Origin of the sequence: Floridaenema aerugineum BLCC-F46 (assembly GCF_041929345.1) — a bacterium.
Classification (GTDB): domain Bacteria; phylum Cyanobacteriota; class Cyanobacteriia; order Cyanobacteriales; family Aerosakkonemataceae; genus Floridanema; species Floridanema aerugineum.
The window spans coordinates 76711-95607 of the sequence record NZ_JBHFNQ010000218.1; the positions used below are offsets into that span (position 1 = coordinate 76711).

General features: G+C 41.3%; 19 protein-coding genes. 12 read left to right on the top strand and 7 right to left on the bottom strand.

All coding sequences use genetic code 11. The annotated features are described in order from the left end of the window. Nucleotides 1-77: 77 nt before the first annotated feature. From murC to ACE1CC_RS30385, 4 genes are read left to right on the top strand one after another with little or no spacing between them, the layout of a single operon-like run. Nucleotides 78-1607, top strand: coding sequence for a UDP-N-acetylmuramate--L-alanine ligase (gene murC, locus ACE1CC_RS30370; RefSeq protein WP_413274162.1), 1530 nt, complete (start codon nt 78-80; stop codon nt 1605-1607). A gap of 56 nt (nt 1608-1663) precedes the next feature. Continuing rightward, a complete protein-coding gene (gene murB, locus ACE1CC_RS30375) occupies nt 1664-2656 on the top strand; it encodes a UDP-N-acetylmuramate dehydrogenase (RefSeq protein ID WP_413274163.1) in 993 nt (330 codons plus the stop codon). Nucleotides 2657-2684: 28 nt separating this feature from the next. Next, a complete protein-coding gene (locus ACE1CC_RS30380) occupies nt 2685-2861 on the top strand; it encodes a hypothetical protein (protein ID WP_413274164.1) in 177 nt (58 codons plus the stop codon). A gap of 16 nt (nt 2862-2877) precedes the next feature. Then, on the top strand, nt 2878-3222 hold the full coding sequence (locus ACE1CC_RS30385; RefSeq protein ID WP_413274165.1) for a YbaB/EbfC family nucleoid-associated protein: 345 nt from the start codon (nt 2878-2880) through the stop codon (nt 3220-3222). Nucleotides 3223-3354: 132 nt separating this feature from the next. Here the strand turns inward: ACE1CC_RS30385 and ACE1CC_RS30390 are convergent, their stop codons facing one another. Then, nucleotides 3355-3885: an orange carotenoid protein N-terminal domain-containing protein gene (locus ACE1CC_RS30390; protein ID WP_413274166.1), complete on the bottom strand. Its 531-nt coding sequence runs from the start codon at nt 3883-3885 to the stop codon at nt 3355-3357. 219 nt (nt 3886-4104) lie between these two features. Between ACE1CC_RS30390 and ACE1CC_RS30395 the strand changes: the two genes are divergently transcribed. The 5 genes from ACE1CC_RS30395 (at nt 4105) to ACE1CC_RS30415 (ending at nt 9640) form a co-directional block, all read left to right on the top strand. Next, complete coding sequence (locus tag ACE1CC_RS30395) at nt 4105-4476, top strand: hypothetical protein (RefSeq protein ID WP_413274167.1); 372 nt, start codon at nt 4105-4107, stop codon at nt 4474-4476. Between the two features lie 166 nt (nt 4477-4642). Beyond that, nucleotides 4643-5614: an AAA family ATPase gene (locus tag ACE1CC_RS30400; protein WP_413274168.1), complete on the top strand. Its 972-nt coding sequence runs from the start codon at nt 4643-4645 to the stop codon at nt 5612-5614. Nucleotides 5615-5617: 3 nt separating this feature from the next. Then, nucleotides 5618-6964, top strand: a complete 1347-nt coding sequence (locus tag ACE1CC_RS30405; RefSeq protein WP_413274169.1) for a DUF58 domain-containing protein — start codon at nt 5618-5620, stop codon at nt 6962-6964. Next, nucleotides 6961-8943, top strand: coding sequence for a transglutaminase-like domain-containing protein (locus ACE1CC_RS30410; protein ID WP_413274170.1), 1983 nt, complete (start codon nt 6961-6963; stop codon nt 8941-8943). The genes ACE1CC_RS30405 and ACE1CC_RS30410 overlap by 4 nt, the downstream gene beginning before the upstream one ends. 130 nt (nt 8944-9073) lie before the next feature. Continuing rightward, complete coding sequence (locus ACE1CC_RS30415) at nt 9074-9640, top strand: Uma2 family endonuclease (protein WP_413274171.1); 567 nt, start codon at nt 9074-9076, stop codon at nt 9638-9640. Nucleotides 9641-9823: 183 nt separating this feature from the next. Here the strand turns inward: ACE1CC_RS30415 and crtB are convergent, their stop codons facing one another. From crtB to ACE1CC_RS30445, 6 genes are all read right to left on the bottom strand, one after another. Further along, a complete protein-coding gene (gene crtB, locus ACE1CC_RS30420) occupies nt 9824-10753 on the bottom strand; it encodes a 15-cis-phytoene synthase CrtB (RefSeq protein ID WP_413274172.1) in 930 nt (309 codons plus the stop codon). Then, nucleotides 10737-12179 (bottom strand): 15-cis-phytoene desaturase, encoded by a 1443-nt coding sequence (gene pds / locus ACE1CC_RS30425; protein ID WP_413274173.1) that lies wholly within the window; start codon nt 12177-12179, stop codon nt 10737-10739. Before pds ends, crtB begins: the two co-directional genes overlap by 17 nt. 198 nt (nt 12180-12377) lie before the next feature. After that, the gene (locus ACE1CC_RS30430; RefSeq protein ID WP_413274174.1) at nt 12378-12761 is read right to left on the bottom strand and encodes a DUF29 family protein; all 384 of its coding nucleotides are present in this window, start codon (nt 12759-12761) and stop codon (nt 12378-12380) included. A 59-nt stretch (nt 12762-12820) separates the two neighbouring features. Continuing rightward, nucleotides 12821-13162: a DUF5615 family PIN-like protein gene (locus ACE1CC_RS30435; protein WP_413274175.1), complete on the bottom strand. Its 342-nt coding sequence runs from the start codon at nt 13160-13162 to the stop codon at nt 12821-12823. A gap of 3 nt (nt 13163-13165) precedes the next feature. Further along, the gene (locus ACE1CC_RS30440; RefSeq protein WP_413274176.1) at nt 13166-13492 is read right to left on the bottom strand and encodes a DUF433 domain-containing protein; all 327 of its coding nucleotides are present in this window, start codon (nt 13490-13492) and stop codon (nt 13166-13168) included. 114 nt (nt 13493-13606) lie between these two features. Continuing rightward, the gene (locus ACE1CC_RS30445; RefSeq protein WP_413274177.1) at nt 13607-14536 is read right to left on the bottom strand and encodes an Rpn family recombination-promoting nuclease/putative transposase; all 930 of its coding nucleotides are present in this window, start codon (nt 14534-14536) and stop codon (nt 13607-13609) included. A gap of 489 nt (nt 14537-15025) precedes the next feature. On the opposite strand from ACE1CC_RS30445, the gene dnaK reads away from it, so the two are divergent. From dnaK to sufU, 3 genes are all read left to right on the top strand, one after another. Beyond that, nucleotides 15026-17134 (top strand): molecular chaperone DnaK, encoded by a 2109-nt coding sequence (dnaK, locus tag ACE1CC_RS30450; RefSeq protein WP_413274178.1) that lies wholly within the window; start codon nt 15026-15028, stop codon nt 17132-17134. 125 nt (nt 17135-17259) lie between these two features. Further along, nucleotides 17260-18252, top strand: a complete 993-nt coding sequence (locus tag ACE1CC_RS30455; protein ID WP_413274179.1) for a DnaJ C-terminal domain-containing protein — start codon at nt 17260-17262, stop codon at nt 18250-18252. Nucleotides 18253-18318: 66 nt separating this feature from the next. Then, nucleotides 18319-18801: a Fe-S cluster assembly sulfur transfer protein SufU gene (gene sufU, locus ACE1CC_RS30460; RefSeq protein ID WP_413274180.1), complete on the top strand. Its 483-nt coding sequence runs from the start codon at nt 18319-18321 to the stop codon at nt 18799-18801. Nucleotides 18802-18897 lie beyond the last annotated feature (96 nt).

Sequence of the window (18897 nt, forward strand, 5' to 3'; positions counted from 1 at the left end):
CGGGAAAAAATATTTCCTGCTATGATAACGCCTGTTATCTGTGGTGTGTGGTTTTATGTGGTGTGTAAGGAGCTACGATGCTAACTTCAGTAGATTTTAGCGGCAGACCATTTCATTTCATCGGCATCGGTGGAATTGGTATGTCAGCACTCGCTTATGTAATCGCCAAACGCAAATTACCCGTGTCTGGCTCAGATATTCGTTCTAGTCATATTACCGAGCGTTTACAAGCAATAGGCGCTCATATATTTGCCGAACAACAAGCAAGTAATTTAGAATTTTTCAGTTCTAGCCCTAACTCAGGTTGTCTAGGTGCCACAAATCTTCACTTTGGGGAATCAGCAAACAACGGCACAGCTTACTTGGCAGTAGCACGAAAAGAGTCAGTTTTACCCCAAGTTGTTTGTTCTACGGCGATTAATCCTGCCAATAGTGAATATCGCGCTGCATTAGATTTGGGTTGTCCGATTCTCCATCGCTCCGATTTGTTGGCAGCCTTAATTCAGGATTATCAGAGTATCGCAGTAGCCGGGACTCATGGTAAAACCACTACTAGCAGTATGGTGGGATATTTGTTGCTAGAAGCTGGTTTAGACCCAACTATTGTAGTTGGGGGAGAGGTGACAGCTTGGGGAGGTAATGCACGATTAGGTAAAGGTAAATATTTAGTTGCCGAAGCCGACGAATCAGACGGTTCTTTGGTGAAACTTTCCTCGGAAATAGGCATTATTACCAATATTGAATTAGATCATCCAGATCACTATGAAAACTTAGACGAGGTGATCGATACTTTTCAGGTATTTGCTTTGCGCTGTCAAACTACGATCGGCTGCATAGATTGCACAACGGTAAAAGAACACATTAACCCTGCAATTAGTTATAGCTTACAACCAGAAATCGGTGCAGATTACACAGTAGATTGTGTAGTTTACCGAGCCGAGGGAACAACCGCAAGGGTTTGGGAACGAGGCAATATCCTGGGACAGTTGAACTTGCAGTTGTTAGGGAAGCATAATCTTAGCAATGCCTTAGCGGTAGTGGCATTAGGTCGTTATCTGGGATTGGAATTTGAGGTGATAGCAGATGCCATCGCCACATTTTCAGGAGCCAGTCGCCGCTTTGAAAAACGTGGCGAAGTCAACGGCATTCGCTTTATTGATGACTACGCTCATCACCCCAGCGAAATCAACGCCACCCTAGCAGCTGCGAGGCTTCAAGCTAATGGATTAGATTTTCCCCAAAACCGAGTTGTAGCAATCTTTCAACCTCACCGTTACAGTCGCACCCAAACCTTCTTAGCAGAATTTGGTCAATGTTTCTCCAGTGCTGACTTAGTGGTTGTCACCGATATTTACAGCGCTGGAGAAGCAAAATTAAATGATATTAGCGGTGAAAAAGTAGCCGCAGAAATAGCGGCTCACCATCCCCAGGTAGTCTACCAACCTTCCTTAAAGGCAGTTTCTCGCTTTCTGACGGAAAATCTTCAGCCAGGGGATCTAGCAATCTTTTTAGGCGCAGGAAACCTGAATCAGATTATTCCCGAAGTAGTAGCTTTTTATGAACAAACTGCTCAAGGAATGCCTCAAGAATATCGCCTGAGAGCCTAAGCTTGAGCCATAAATTTTTCTGAAGCCTTCCGGTATACAAGCTTAAGTGAGGAGCTATGACTGTCTCAAAAGACCTCGTTAACGGCCTAAATGTCGCTAGATTCCAGGGTCAGCGGCACAAAACAGATAATCTGAAAACCGAAAAAATTTGTTTACCTGGTACGGAGTGTTTAGTAAAGTCTCATGTGTCTTTGGCTAGCTTTACTTCGTTTCGGGTAGGTGGACCTGCCGAATGGTTGGTAGCCCCTAAGCATTTAAATGAATTAGAAGCTAGCTTTGAATGGGCAATAAACCGCGATTTACCAATTACTCTTTTAGGAGCAGGATCGAATTTACTGATTAGCGATCGCGGTTTGTCCGGTCTAGTCATCTGCACTCGCCACCTTCGTTATACTTACTTTGACCAAGAAACCGGACAAGTAACAGCAGCAGCAGGTGAACCCCTAGTCCGTCTAGCATGGCGAGCCGCTGAATTGGGCTGGTCAGGACTAGAATGGGCGGTAGGCATCCCCGGTTCAGTCGGTGGTTCTGTAGTCATGAACGCAGGCGCTCACACTGGTTGCATGGCAGATATCTTGGTTAATGCTCATGTACTCTCCCCCAACGGCTCTCTAGAAATTCTCACCCCAGAAAAATTAGGTTACAACTACCGCACCTCCCTATTACAAGGGGACAAACGCTTGGTAACTCAAGCTACCTTTCAATTGAAACCAGGTGCCGATCCAGCTAAAGTAATTGCTACCACTGCTCAACACCTCAAACAGCGTCATAGTACCCAACCTTATAACAAACCTAGCTGCGGTAGCGTGTTCCGCAATCCCAACCCTCATAAAGCTGGTTGGTTGATCGAACAAACAGGCTTGAAAGGTTATCGGATTGGCGGTGCCACAGTCGCCGAACGTCATGCTAACTTTATCCTTAACTGCGGTGGAGCGAAAGCAAACGATATTTTCCAATTGATTCACTATGTACAACATCAAGTAGAGCGTCATTGGTCTTTATCTCTGCAACCAGAAGTGAAAATCTTAGGTGAGTTTCAGCCTATTTAGACTTCTAGCTTTACTGAAAGGTTCAATTTTGAGGCCCGAAATTCTGGTGAGTGAAGGCAACAGGGAACAAGAGGTAGAGAGGTGGATTCCGTCAGAGGAGGTGGGGGGAGATGAAGAAGAGTTAGTTAAATTATTTTCCCCCATCTCCTCTGAAAACTTTCCTCGTCCGATGTTCCTAGCCTGTGCCAGAATGGGTTACGTATAAACAGACAAATAAGGTTATGTCACAGCAAAAGGGATTTGGCTTCGGCTTGGGCAAAATGAAGGAATTAGCCGAAGCTTTTAAGAAAGCTCAACAGGTTCAAGAAGGCGCTAAAAGGCTACAAGAAGAATTAGAGGTAATGGAGATTGAAGGACAATCTGACGATGGTTTAGTCAAGGTTGTTCTCAATGGTAATCAAGAACCACAGCGGGTGGAAATTTCACCTGAAGCTGTGGCTCAAGGTGCAGAAGCTCTGTCTGCGATCGTTACTTCCGCAATGAAAAATGCCTACAACAAATCAACCGCTACCATGCGCGAACGCATGGAAGAGTTGACTAGTGGACTCGATCTTCCCGGAATGTAAGGAGATGGGGGGATGGGGGGATGGAGAGATGGGGAGATGGGGAGATGGGGAGAATCCCAAATCTACATCAACAACTCCCCCCACCCCCCTACCTGCCCACCTTCCCAGTCCCTTGTCCCCAGTCCCGAATCTTTAGAGGCTAGGAGTTTTGCCTGTTTCCGCTTGGCTGGGAATGGGTTGAATGTCTGTGTAGCCCATGTTTTCGGCGACTGTACGTAAAACGGAAATTTGCCCTTCAAAATCCAGTTTTTCGATTTGTCCTAAAGCGTCATTTATCGGTTGAGTTGCTTGGTAATCACCAGGCATATCTACCACTGTGTCGCCCATTGCTTGCGCCCAAGCAAACCAAACCATTAGCTGATTGTTTTGTTTCAAAGTACCGTAAGCACGGGAATATTCTGTGTCCTCACGATTCACAATTTCGCGCATAATTGCTAATTGGCGATCGCTATCTAATTCATAGTAATCGCCTAAAAGTTTGGGCGCTAATTGTGGATCGGTTGCAGTTGGCGCTGCTGGGGTAATTGAATCGCCCATTTTTTTGTAAACATAATAGAGTAGGGCTAACTTTTCGTCTGTGTTTAGCGCGTTAAAAGCATCGACAACTTTTAGAGATTCTTCTGATAGCGCTTGAGACTTGATGGTGTTTTGACTTAAAACCATAGATTTCCTTCCCATAAATTTGAGTAGTTCAAATTCAAGGAATAACAGGGTTGATGGCATAAAATCCCCTGGCTACAGATAGAGTTTTAGACATAGTTAGAGAGCGAATAATATTCTCTCAAAAGGTGGATTTGGGATCTATCGGAAGAGAGTCAGAATAGCAAGGATAGCTCCTTTATGCTTGGTGTGGAAGTCTAGAAAACAGGAACCGCAAATATTATGTCTGAAAAAGTAACTCCTCAACCTAACCAAGCACCTACTCATGATGCTAAATTAGCAGCAGAAAATATGACGAGTGGGAATGAGCCAATGCCTGCTGTAGATTTGGATGCTGACTACGAAGCATCGAAGGCTTTTAGTGTTAGTGAAATCGATCGCACTGGCGAAGGTGCCCAAGCAGCAGCAAAGGCGACAGCACCCAATTTTGAAGTACCAAAACCCCAAGAAAGTGCGCCAAAAACCGAAGCTACAGGCAATCCTAGTGATTATTTAGATATGGCTAGAGACGTTAATCCTGTGGCTGAAAGTGCGGGAAATGTCGATGATGAATTAGTGGAGAAAGCTTTGAAAAAAGGTGAAGCTGCTAAATAATCAAAGTTGAGACTATTGCATTAGTGCTGCGATAGTCTCAATTCCAGTAATCTAGATATTATTTAAAGTTTTACAACATTAATCTTGCGAAACAATTAAAACCAATTTATATTAATCTTATCTAAAATCACACAGGCTACTCAAGCCCTATTTTTAAATTTGCAAAATGAATAATGAAAACTATACAAACTCCTTAACTAAGGGATTGTCTGGTCAAGAAATTTACCAAAGAATTAGCGATAATATTCAAAAAGTAATGAAAGGGCAATCAGTAGCAGTCAGAAAGCTATTGTCAGCCTTTGCTAGCGGTGGTCATGTTTTACTAGAAGATTACCCAGGAACAGGTAAAACTACTTTAGCTAAAGCTTTAGCATTTTCTATTGATGTGACCTTTAAACGGATTCAATTTACACCCGATCTTTTACCTTCAGATATTTTAGGTGTTTCTATATTAGAACCGAGCAATAACTCTTTTCATTTCCACGAAGGGCCAATTTTTGCTCATATTGTTTTAGCTGACGAAATTAATCGCGCCTCCCCAAGAACGCAATCTGCACTATTAGAAGCAATGGCAGAATTTCAAGTCAGCATTGATGGAAATGTGCGAAAACTTAAAGAGCCATTTTTTGTCATTGCTACGCAAAATCCAGTAGAATCTCGCGGTACTTATCCACTACCAGAAGCGCAAATGGATAGATTTGCATTGCAATTTAGTTTAGGTTATATCTCACCTGAAGACGAAGTTAACTTGCTTTCCGATCAAATTCAACAACATCCAATTGATACACTTCAATCTTGCGTTGATTTACAAGATGTAATCAATTTAAAACAACAGGTGAAACAAGTTAGAATTAGCGAAGAATTGAAACGGTATTTGGTAGATATTGTTAACGCAACGCGATCGGCAGAAGGTGTACAATTAGGAGCAAGTCCGAGAGCTTCCCTAGCGTTAATGAAAATAGCTCAAGCATTAGCTTTATTTGATGGCTATGAATTTGTCACTCCAGAACATATTCAAGAATTAGCAGTAGCAGTAATAGCACATCGGTTAGTTATGGAACCGCAAGCACGTTTTTCTGGAAGAACTGCTACCGGAGTTGTTGAAGAAATCCTCAAATCTCTACCCGTTCCCACCTAAAAAATGAACCGTTTTACCTACCGATTTTTCCGTTTCAGTTATGCACTAGAACAATCCCGTCGCCGACGATTAACGACTCAAGGACTGATAATTTTATTATGTGTAATTATCTCTGCCACTCTTGGCTTAGATACCACACAAAATATGACTTATCAAATATTTACCTTCCTCTTATCAATTCTATTAGTATCAATAGTTTTTAGTCGTTTTTTTGCTTTTCGTTTCAGTGCAGTGAGGATACTTCCTAGATTTGCAACAGTTGGGGTAAAATTAAAATACCGCATTGTCATTTCCAATAAAACTAATAAGATTCAAAATAACCTAAAAATATTAGAAAGTTTTGCCGCTCCTCGTCCCACTTTTAAAGAATTTAGCGAAACCCCAGAACCAAATGAAGAAAAGCGCAATTCTTTTGATAAATACATGGGATATTATCGCTGGCTATGGTTAATAGCGAGAAAACGAGTAGCTACAGCTAAAGCAATAGATTTACCTGCGCTTCTACCTAACAGTAAAACCGAAGTTGTTTATGAAATAACGCCTGATTATCGAGGTGTAATTCGGTTTGCTGATTTAACAGTTATTCGACCAGATCCTTTTGGGTTATTTAATGCTTGTGTAACCAATTATTTACCTCAATCTTTATTAGTTTTACCCAAACTATACCATCTCCCAGCAATTAAACTCCCAGGTTCAAGGAGATATCAATCTGGTGGGGTGGCGTTGGCTTCATCGGTGGGAGATTCTGAGGAATTTCGGTCTTTACGAGAGTATCGTCCTGGAGATCCTATGGGAAAAATTCACTGGAAAAGTTGGGCAAAAGTTGGTAAACCAATTGTTAAAGAAGAACAGGATGAATTTTTTGTTAGACACGCTTTAATTTTAGATACTTTTCAATCTATTAAGTATAGCGAAATTTTAGAAGAAGCTGTTGCGATCGCAGCTTCCCTAGCCTGTGAAGTACAAACCCAAGAATCCTTATTAGATCTAATGTTCGTTGGTCACGAAGCTTATTGTTTCACATTTGGTAGAGGTTTGAGTCATACTGATAAAATGTTGGAAATTCTCGCATCTGTTGTAGCTTGTCAGGATAAAGCTTTTGATTCAATTATCTCGGTAGTTATGGAGAGGATTTCTTTACTAAGTGGCTGCATTTGTATCTTCTTAACTTGGGATGAATCCCGCCAAAAATTAGTTAACTATCTTAAAGGAATGGGTATTCATATTTTAGTATTAATTCTTATTGAAAAAGAAGCAGAAAGTTGGGATACGAAATCTTTAACCGATAAACTAGCAACTTTTCATATTTTAAACTTAGGTAAAATCCAAGAGGAATTAATGCAAATATGAAAACTCCACCACTGCTAATTGGTGCGGCTTTAATATTCTGGGGATGGCAAACAGGACTGTGGATTTTTGCCATACCAATGGCTGTAATTATTGAGGGTTCTCGATCGATCTCTTGGCGATGGGAGTTCACTAGCATTGATGTTCGTCGTGTAGCAAATTTATGCTTAATTATTCTGATTGTTCTATTTATTTCTCTGTTAATTCAAAACCCTACATTTTATTTTGTTTATACACTTTTACAGTGGCTTCCGGTTGTCTTATTTCCACTTTTGATTGTGCAAACTTACTCGGTGGATGAACATATTGATGCTGCATCACTTTTTTTGCTATTTAATCGCAACAAGGGAAAAGACAATAAGCAGTTTACTATTGATATTACTTATCCCTATCTCGCCGCTTGTATTTTATCAGCTAGTAATGCCAATAGTGGGAATATATCTTTTTATTTGGGGATGTTTTTATTAATAACGATCGCACTGTGGTCGGTGCGTTCTAAAAGGTTTTCTCCGCTAATTTGGCTTGGTCTATTGCTAACTGCTGGAAGTATAGGATTTATCGGACAAATTGGATTGCATCAACTTCATTTAAGTTTAGAAAGCCATGTAGTTATCTGGTTAGGTCATGGTAGCGAACTAGCGACAAATTCATCTAGCAAGCAAACAAATATTGGAGATATTGGGGTATTAAAGCGATCGAACGAAATCGTCTTAAGAGTCAACCCTGAAACTCAAAAAACTCCCCCTAGACTTTTGAGAGAAGCAACTTATAATAAGTACAAATCTTCAATTTGGGTAGCATCTAAACCTAATTTTACTGTTGTTCAACCTGACAATAACGGCACAACTTGGACTTTAGCAAATCAACCAACCAAGAGTTCTAAAATCACAATTGCTACTAACCTTCGTGGTGGACAAGGTTTATTAGCACTACCAGATGGCACATTTAAAATTGATGGATTAGCAGTGAATCGTTTGGAGAAAAACAAGTTTGGCGCAGTTAAAGTAGCGGGAAAAGTTAACGATATTGATTATCAAGCTTATTTTAATCATGAATTGTCTTTAGATAATCCACCAACAGCAGAAGATCTAGAAATACCTAATCAAGAAAAAGCAGCACTTAATCAAGTTATTAGTCAACTGAAGCTCGAAGGAAAATCGCCACAAGAAATAGTAAACACTGTAGATAGGTTTTTTCTGAAAAACTTTACTTATTCTCTGCAATTGACTGGTAAAGATAATTATGCAACACCTATATCAACATTCTTACTCAAAAATCGTGCTGGACATTGTGAATATTTTGCAACTGCTACTACACTTTTGTTGCGTGCAGCAGGTATACCAGCGCGTTATGCTGTGGGATATTCAGTTCATGAGTTTAGTAATTTAGAAAATCAATATATTGTGCGAAGTCGCCATGCTCATGCTTGGACAATGGTATATTTAGATGGCAGATGGCAAGTATTAGATACAACTCCTGCTGATTGGACAAATATTGAGGATGCAACGGCTTCTAAATTATCATTGATAACTGATTTGTGGTCGCTATTGAGTTTCAGAATTTCCAAATTTTTGCGAGGTAATAACGAATTAAAGTATGTTTGGTGGTTAATCTTTCCTTTGGTATTTATTTTAATCTGGAGAGGTGGGCAAAAAAAAGGTGCGCGGCGTTTGTCGAGGAAGCAAATATCGTTAAAACCTACTGTTAAGTCTGAGTTAGCTAAAAAGAATTCAGAATTTTATTTAGTTGAAAAAGCTTTAAATGATTTAGGATTAAACCGTTATTCTTCTGAGTCTTTGAAGAACTGGATTAATAGACTGAAAAGAGATTCACTAGGAGGAGATTTAATTGATGATATTATACCGATTATTGAGCTTTATTATCGCGATCGCTTCGACCCAGCAGGAATTAAAAACAATGAAAAAACTGTCTTAAAATCTGCGATCGAAGCTTGGTTAGATAAACATCAAAAAGCTCATTAGAGTTACTCCTGAACGGTTGGGAGAAGCTTATCCCGCTAGCAGTCTGCATTGTTAGTGAAGAAGCTGAAAAACGAGAATCTCAAATTATTTGTTCTTGAGGATTATTTAAATCAAAGGATTAATTATTACCATGACATCAGTTCAATTCACTGCAAAATTTTCTCTAGAAGAGTTCCTGCAATTACCGGAAACCAAACCCGCCTGTGAGTACATTGACGATCAAATCTACCAAAAACCAATGCCCCAAGGAAAACATAGTATTCTGCAAACTCGCCTAGTAACTACTATTAATCGAGTTGGCGAACCACAGCAATTAATTTATGGACTTACAGAATTACGATGCACGTTTGCAGGGCGTTCTCTTGTCCCAGATATTGCCGTATTCGAGTGGTCACGCATTCCTGTCGATGAAGATGGAGAAATTTCTAACCGAGTGGAAATTGCCCCAGATTGGATAATAGAAATCCTTTCCCCCGAACAGTCTCCAAACCGGGTGATTAACAAGATTATTTTCTCTCTTAAACATGGAACAAAGTTAGGTTGGTTCATTGACCCAGATGATAAATCTGTGATGGTTTTTTTACCCAATCAATTACCAGAAGTTAAATACAATGCAGATATTTTACCTCTTCTCAGCGTGATTGAAAGTGGGCAAATTTCAGCAGCCGATGTCTTGGGGTTGTTGAAATTCAAATAAAGATTTTCTTGTACTTTTCTTTAATTCAATCAAAAATCTTACGGCATGAAAAAGATAATGGTTTGGATGGCAAATATTAGTCTCTACCCTCACCAGGCTTTGGTATTAGTATGCGTTTTCTATTCGTATTAGTAGGAATAATAAATATGAGCTCAACCAAATTAACTGGTTGAGCATTAACTTTTAGAGGACTTTTGAGCGTATTCCGGCGATCGGCAAACATAGTAGCTTTGTGGAATTAGAAACATAAGCTCTTTGCCGGAAAACATCGTAGTTATTCCGTTCGATCGCATTTAAGATTCTTTGATACAGCATCAAAGCTGCCCAAATAGGCCAACGAGAATCAGTACTCAGGGCACGAATCCCCTTTTCTGCTAATACGAAATACTTGCGTGCCCGTTGAATTTGGAAACGCATTAATTCCCGCCAACGATCGTCAACTACACTATTAAATAAATCAGCTTCGGTGTAATTAAACAAAGCTAATTCTTCTAAAGGTAGGTAGATGCGTCCCCGACGAGCATCTTCTCCAACATCGCGGAGAATGTTAGTTAATTGGTTGGCTATTCCTAATGCGATCGCTTCTTCTGTAGGAATATAAACTTCTCGATCTTTGTTCCAAGGGGCAGTGTAAATAGTCTTATCAACACCGATGACAGCAGTAGACATTAACCCAACTGTACCAGCGACCCGATAACAGTAGAGGTTGAGTTCTTCAAAAGTCTCGTATCGACTGCGGTATAAGTCCATCCGTTGACCTGCAATCATATCCCGGAATGGTTCAATGTCCATCGGGTAACGTTGCAAGGTATCAACTAAAGCGACATCTTGATCGTCTTGGGGAATGCCAGCAAAAACGGATTCTAGCTGTTGTTCCCAGCGATCGAGAGTTTCGTCAGTGGTGTTGACTGATTGGGGGCCATCTACGAGTTCATCTGTCCGACGGCACCAAGCGTAAATAGCCCAAATTGCCCGACGCTTGGCCTCCGGCATTAGTAATGCGCCTAAATAAAACGTCTTGGCGTATTTAGCTGTAATTTGACGACAGAGTTCGTAGGATTGCTCCAAAGAGGCCAGCGTTCTCATGCGAGGGTAATTAGACAGTTGCAGCATTGGTCGCAGGCTGGGAGGTGATTGGGGTTGTGTTTACCTTTTTTGCTGTTTGCGGGTGTGCTTCAGCGATCGCCTGCGCTGTCAGCTTACCAGAAAGTACGGCACCTTCCATACTGCCTAAATAACGTTGCATGGTGTAACTACCTGCAAGATAAAAATTACTAATAGGAGTAGTTTGGGTAGGACGGTGTTGTTGACGGCCTGGAATTGCTTTGTAGACTGAGCGAGGCGTTTTTACGATGTGATATTTCAGCAATTTGGCTGGCTTATCACTGTCAAAGTGGTGGGGGAAGAGTTTTTTCAACTCTGCCATTGTTGCGGCTACGATATCTGCTTCGGAGCGATCGATCCAATCTTTCGCGGGTGCTAAAACGAGTTCTAGCATTGAGCGATCGGGATTGGCATATTCCCGACAAGTGTTACTCATGTCCGCATAGACGCTGAGTAAGTCAGAACGGGAAAACAGCAGTTGATCGATGTCTGTGAGTTTGCGATCGAACCACAAATGTAAATTAATTACAGGCACACCTTCCAAACCTTCCAGCTTTTGGAAAAATTCCATTTGCTGCCAAGGTTTAGGTAACAACACTTTTACCACATCAACCGACATCGCAGAAACATAAACATCTGCGCTCAAAATTTCATCAGGTGCGCCGTTGAGTCCGCGAATCACAAAATGTTTAACTGTGCCATCTTCGTTGAGGACAATTTCCTTAAGTGGCGAGTTAATCCGAACTTCCCCACCACGTTGGGTAATATAGTCCGCTAGAGGCTGACACATCCGTTCGGTAGGAGATCCATCCAAAAAGGCGATTTTCGAGCCGTAGCGCTCTTGCAGGAAGCGATTAAGCGCCGTTAATGGAATAGTTGCGGATACTTCATCAGGATTAATGAAGGTGAGAGCTTTGGAAGCCGCGATAAAGATATCAGTGTTTACTTTTTCGTCAACACCTTGTCTTCTCAGCCATTCCAAAAGCGAGTATTTGTCCATTTCTTCCACATACTTTTGTCCCCGAACTACAGCCGGAAGTAGTCCAATGGCAAAGCGGATTTTCTGCTCCCAAGTCAGCATATCCTTGTTCCGCAGAATGGATAAAATCACATTGAAGGGTGCGGGGATATCGGGAACATCAAAACGGGAATATGTTCCAGGTTTTTCTGGTTGGTTGAAAATTAGTGTATGTTCTTTCCACTGGAGCCGATCTTCGATGTCCAATTCCTTGAACAGTTGAAGCATATTGGGATAGGCTCCGAAGAAAGCGTGTAATCCAGTTTCGTACCAGTCGCCGTCTTTGTCTTTCCATGCAGCCACTAATCCTCCTAGTACGTCTCGGCTTTCTAGGACGATCGGGGTGTGACCGACATCTGTGAGATATTTAGCGCAGGAAAGTCCTGCTAGACCTGCTCCAGCGATCGCAACTCGCATTCGTATGGTATTACCCTTAATTTTGCTTGCGTCTTTATCGCTCTCATTATACTTTACAGTCCGTTACATTTTGCAAAAATTGTGGCGATCGGGGATTGGGGACTGGGGACTGGGGACTGGGAATTCTTTATTTTTTGTCTCTAGAGGACAGGGTAATTATTATTCAATTATCAAATTCATTGCTTTTTGAATTATTTTTTATTGATTAACTAATTCACCTAATTCTTCTGTTTGATATTGTCCTTCAAAAGCTTCTAATGCTGCTTTTTCCAAAGCCAAATCGTAAGCTTCTTGTAAAGTTTCTCTTAATTCATCTTCAGTCAGGTAAGTTCCTTTAACTTTTTGGCGGCGATTGGTGCGTTGAATTTGCGTAACTGAATTACGAATTGACAGATTCCAAGACCTAGTAGTGCGATTTTCGACGGCTTGTTTAATCAGGTGTAATAATAAAATGATGCCATAACTAAATATTTTGTTTAATTTATCAGATTTGTTCATCTCTTCGAGTTCTTCTACGATTAACAAAGCTTCTGCAATATTGCCTTGATGTAGTAATTCTTTCAGGGTGATTAGTTCTTCCATTAGCTTGATTACTCCAGTAGTAATGGGAATTAGGAAAAGATTTTGATATCGCTTGACTTTCATCTAGGTGGACGAATCACACGAATCAATTTGCCTCTCAAATCTCCTTCATTAGAAATAGCTTCATTAATTCTTGTAGCCTGTCTTTCCGTATCTAAGTCTTCTTTGCAGATAATAATCCCTGTGTGTTCAGGTTGTAAGCGATGTAGTCGGATAAAATCAGTCCAATTTCTGGTTAAAACTGCCCGTTGATTGCTAATAGCAAAAGTTAATACTTCCTCATCAGGAATACGTAATCCAGATTGTCCTGCTTCCCTAGCTGTTAAAACATCGTGACCAAAAGAACGTAATAATTCTACAATTGGCAATGGAAAGTTTTCATCAGCATAAAGACTTGCCATTTTTCAATCTTCCTCATTTCTTTGAATTGCTGCTTCAATTTCTTCTAGATGTGCTTGAGCATAATTCCAAGCATTCACCAAGTCTGCTGCACTCAAATGGGGAAAATCTTGTAAGATTCGGGCATCACTTGCACCCAAACGGCGATAATTAATCAGTGACCAAATGGGAATGCGAGTTCCAGCAATTGTGGCATCACCGCCACACACGCCAGGAGTCTTTTCAATGCCTTGCGAAGTGTCACTTAGACTTTGGGCTAATAGTTGAATTGCTTGGGCTTTTTCGGTGGGTGTTAATGCCAGGAGTTTTGGTTCTAATTCTTTGAGTGTCATAGAATATTTGGATTATCAGAAATATTTTAGTTAAGATTTTAGCGGATATCTGCTTGTTAGTACTTTGTCGAAAAAAATCAGGGTGGATATTGCCCACCCTAAATAAATTTTAGATTACGGCGTTACCTCTCTATCCAACCAATCAACTAAATCAGCAACCTCCGAAAAATCTAACAACGCCTCACCTAAATCTTCCAATTTCTCAACAGATAAACTGCGAATTCTTGCCTCTAAATCAGGAACAACGCTACCAACACGACGGTTAAGTTGGCGTAGAACAAAGGACAAAGCTTCTTGCTGTCGTCCTTGTTCTAGTCCTTGCTCTATTCCTTGTAGTTCCCAACTGGTAACAATCTCCATAACTACCTCCCTTGTAGATGGTTCAATTGTACTAATTTCAGCTTGGAGAAGTCGTTCCTCTTCAGCTGTCAGACGTAGATAAGTGTCAATAAACCCGGAAATCAGTTTCATTCGTGCTTTATCTAACCGTAAGGTAGCCATCAAGCACAAACATTCAAATTTGACGCGCAGGCGATCGGATTGTGCTATCCTCATTTTTGCCATTAACGCACTAGCTACTGGATTTTGGTAACGCAGAAAATCGCGCCAATTGAGGCGATTTAGCTGAATTACTCGATAATTAAATTCCAGTACCCGGAAGTCGGGGAAATCAACTCGATGAAAGGTTGGTTCTGGACGTTGTGGTACGTCGTAGGAAAATAGGGCAATGGGATAAACTGGCAAAGCGTGTTTTTCGTACAATCTGGCAAAGTAGCGAAACATTCTTTTGCTGAAGTCGCCTCTTGCTTCTGATTGGTGTTCGGTATGAATCAGGAAAAATGATTCTTCACCTCGAAATCTGACTTTTGCCACTAAGTCGGCTTCGTATTGTTCACCTGCTGTAACATCGGTGAAAATTTCCTTATCCAGAAAAGTCAGCGAGTCACGTTCCAGATATGTTGCTACTTCGGGGAAAAATAACTCGATGAACTCGAAAAAGAAGGTTGTCAGTAGTTCTTTAAATAAACGGTCATGATCGATCATCGCTAAGATGCTACAGCTAGATGTGAAAATTTTATAGCGATCGCCAAACTGTAATACTGAGATCTTGCACTAGTCCCAACATCCGCCTGCGAATCAATTCGCAGGCTAATAGCTCAAGTCCATTAAAATGGACTGAAAGTTTTTGAGTCCTAAGTATTTTAGTGGGATGGTGCGTTACGTTAGCACTAACGCACCCTACAAATAGAGGCTTTGCGTAAGTCCTGTAGTCCTCTTTAGAGGACTTTAGCTATTAGCCTGGAAATTGATTTCCAGGTGGATGTTGGGACTAGTGCAAGATCTCAGTAATGAACACTATCAATTGCTGAAACCATTACTTTTCCTACCTTCTGCCTTTTGCTTTTACTCTTACCTTCTGCCTTCTGCTTCCTGCCCTCTGCCTTTCCCCGATGTATCTGCCGCTGGCAAGATAGAATAATTTCAGCAATAGTTCTCAACATTATTTAATAGAGGCGAGGAGAACAGTAACGCATGGGAAAGGTAGTCGGCATTGACTTGGGTACAACAAACTCAGTGGTAGCTGTAATGGAGGGTGGCAAACCCTTGGTAATTGCCAATGCCGAAGGAATGCGGACTACTCCCTCTGTAGTTGGCTTTAACAAGGATGGGGAACGTCTGGTAGGGCAAATGGCGCGGCGACAAGCTGTGCTTAACCCGCAAAATACGTTTTATGGGGTGAAGCGGTTTATCGGGCGTAAGTATGCGGAAACTAGCCCAGAGTCGAAGCGAGTGCCTTATACGATTCGCAAGGATGAACAGGGAAATATTAAGATTAAGTGTCCCCGTCTGAATAAGGATTTTGCACCAGAGGAAGTTTCGGCAATGGTGCTCAAAAAGTTGGCGGATGAAGCCAGTCGTTACTTGGGACAGCCAGTTACAGGGGCGGTAATTACGGTTCCGGCATATTTTAACGATTCGCAACGGCAAGCGACAAGAGATGCGGGAAGAATTGCAGGTTTAGAAGTTAAGCGCATTCTCAATGAGCCTACGGCTGCGGCTTTGGCTTATGGTTTAGATAAGCGGGAAAATCAAACTATTTTGGTGTTTGATTTGGGTGGTGGCACTTTTGATGTGTCGATTTTAGAGGTTGGTGATGGGGTTTTTGAGGTTAAGGCGACTAGCGGTGACACTCAGTTGGGGGGGAATGATTTTGATAGTAAGATTGTTGATTGGTTGGCGGAACAATTCTTGGAACAGGAAGGGATTGATTTAAGACGCGATCGCCAATCTTTACAACGCTTAATGGAAGCAGCCGAAAAGGCAAAAATTGAGCTTTCTGGTGTTACTGTTACTGAAATCAATTTACCATTTATTGCGGCAACTCAAGATGGCCCGGTACATTTGGAAACTCGGTTAACGCGATCGCAATTTGAAAGCTTATGCACCGATTTAGTTAGCCGTCTCCGCAGACCTGTAAAACGGGCTTTGGCTGATGCCAATATGTTGCCAGAAGATATCGATGAAGTGGTACTTGTTGGCGGGGGAACGCGAATGCCAATGGTACAAGATTTGGTGGCTAGTATTATCGATATCGAACCTAACCAAAACATCAATCCTGATGAAGTTGTGGCTGTTGGTGCAGCAGTGCAAGCGGGAATTTTAGCAGGAGAATTTAAAGATATCCTGTTATTAGATGTGACTCCGTTATCTTTGGGATTGGAAACAATCGGCGGGGTAATGAAAAAATTGATTCCCCGCAATACAACAATTCCTGTGAGAAGATCTGATACTTTTTCGACCGGAGAAAACAACCAAACAATGGTAGAAATTCACGTTCTCCAAGGGGAACGGGAAATGGCAAAAGATAATAAATCTTTGGGTCGATTTAAGTTATTAGGAATCCCACCTGCGCCGAGAGGAATTCCTCAAATTCAAGTCGCTTTCGACATTGATGCTAACGGAATTTTGCAAGTCACGGCATTAGATAGAAGCACAGGTCGAGAACAAACAGTTACGATTCAAGAAGCTTCGACTTTAAGTGAAAGTGAAGTGCAACAAATGATTCGGGATGCGGAAGAATATGCGGAAGTCGATCGCTTGCAAAGAGAAAGAATTGAAAAGCGAAATCGTGCCGAATCTTTAGCAACTCAAGCCGAAAGACAACTGCGAGAAGTAAGTATAGATTTGGGAATGCAGTTTGCTAATGAATATCGTTACCGCATTGAAAGTTTAGTGCGAGAATTGCGCGATTATTTAGCTAAAAATGATGATGCGGGAATTGATAGAAGTCAAGCAGATTTGCAGGATATTCTATATGAAATGAATCGGGAAGTGCGGCTGCGTTATACCGAAGAAGAAGACGATTTATTTGGATCGATTCGTCGCGCTTTCTCTGGGGATGATGACGATGACGACTTCGATTTTAGAGACAGAGATAGACCTTACTACGGTAATAATAATCGTGATTATGACGCTCGCCGCTATGACGATCGCCGGGACGCGATTCGTGACGATCGCTCTTACAATGGTACAGGGTCTAATCGTTCTCGCAATACTTCTGATGGTATTGGAACAGGTCGAAGAAGCCAACAACCGCAAAGACAAGATTGGGATGATGATGATGACGATGATTGGTTCTAATTTGTCATATAAATAGTCACCTGTCATTGGTCATTTGTGATTAGCGATAAACAAATAACAAATGACCAATGACATAAGACAAAATAACCAATGACAAATAACCAATGACATAAAACAACTAAACTATGGAAAACTTTAGAAACTATTACGAAATACTGGGTGTTCCCAGAGAAGCATCAGCAGAAGAAATTAAAAAAGTCTACCGGAGATTAGCTAGACAATATCATCCCGATCTAAATCCGGGAAACAAAGAAGCGGAAGAAAAATTTAAAGATATCGGTGAAGCTTACGAAGTACTTTCCGATGTTGATAAACGTGCAGAATACGATCAGTTTAGTCGCTATTGGAAGCAAAGAGGATTTGGGGGAGGTCGATCGAATCGTGGTGGCAAAAGTTGGTTTAATGGTAATCGTGATGACAAAGATGATGACTATTACAGCCAATTTACCGAGTTTGGTCAATTCATCGATGAACTATTAGGACGCAGTAACAAAAAAGTCCGGGTAGCAACGGAAGAAGACATGAATTCCCGTGCTAAAGTCGCAGAAGATGAATTTCGACCCGGAAATACTAAAGTTAGTTACACCGTTCCTTCTCGTCCAACTCGCAAAGATATTGAAGCGCGATTAACTTTACCATTAGAAAGAGCTTACACAGGGGGAGTAGAAAGAATTCGCTTGGAAGATGGGCGCAGTTTAGAAGTAAATATGCCCCCCGCAATGGTAACAGATCAACGCATTCGTTTGAAAGGTCAGGGCATTGGCGGTGGCGATCTTTATCTGAAAATTACTGTTACTCCCCACTCGTTTTATAAGTTGGAAGGTGCAGATATTGTTTGCCAATTACCGATTACTCCCAGTGAAGCAGTTTTGGGCGCACCAGTGCAAGTGCCAACTTTAGATGGACGGGTAAAAATGAACATTCCTCCGGGTGTAAAATCAGGTCAAAGATTGCGCCTTGCTAATAAAGGTTATCCGATGGAAGATGGTAGTCGGGGCGATCAATTGTTGGAAATTCAAATTGTGATTCCGAAAGAGATTAGTTCTAGGGAAAGAGAACTTTATGAAAAAATCCGCCAAATTGAAACCTTTAACCCTCGTGCGGATTTACCAATTTAACAATCGAGAGGTTTAATTACCGTTACAATCAAGTATAAAGTTAAATAACATAATACCAGTCGAATTATGACTTTGGGCAATTTGCGCGACCTGTATCAACAGGTAATTCTAGAAAGATATAAAACACCCAGGCACAAGGGTAAAACTAATCCGGTGCATCGATATCAAAAAGGGCATAATCCTTCCTGTGGCGATACGATCGAATTGACGTTACAGCTAAATGATGCTGGCGACACAATTGTAGATGCCAAATTTGAGGGGGAAGGTTGTGCAATTTCGATGGCTTCTGCTGATTTAATGGCGGAAGCTTTAAAGGGGAAAACTGTTACCGATGCTTTGGAAATGGTGGAACGTTTCCAAGGGATGATGAAAGGTGAGGCGGAGTTTCCCAAGGAGTTGCGAAAATTAAATGTTATGCAAGGGGTTGCCCAATTCCCTGTGCGAATTAAATGTGCTAATCTAACTTGGCACGCTTTAAAAGCGGCGTTGCAATCAGCTGCTAATGCTGATTCAAATGGCTTTATCAGTAATGAAAAAGAGGAAGCTTAATTGCAGTTTGTTGAGATTTTAGGTGGGGATTTTTCCGGGGAAATCAATTATAAACTGGGTACGTTGTTGCGCTTTAGCGCCACTATAGCGAAGACA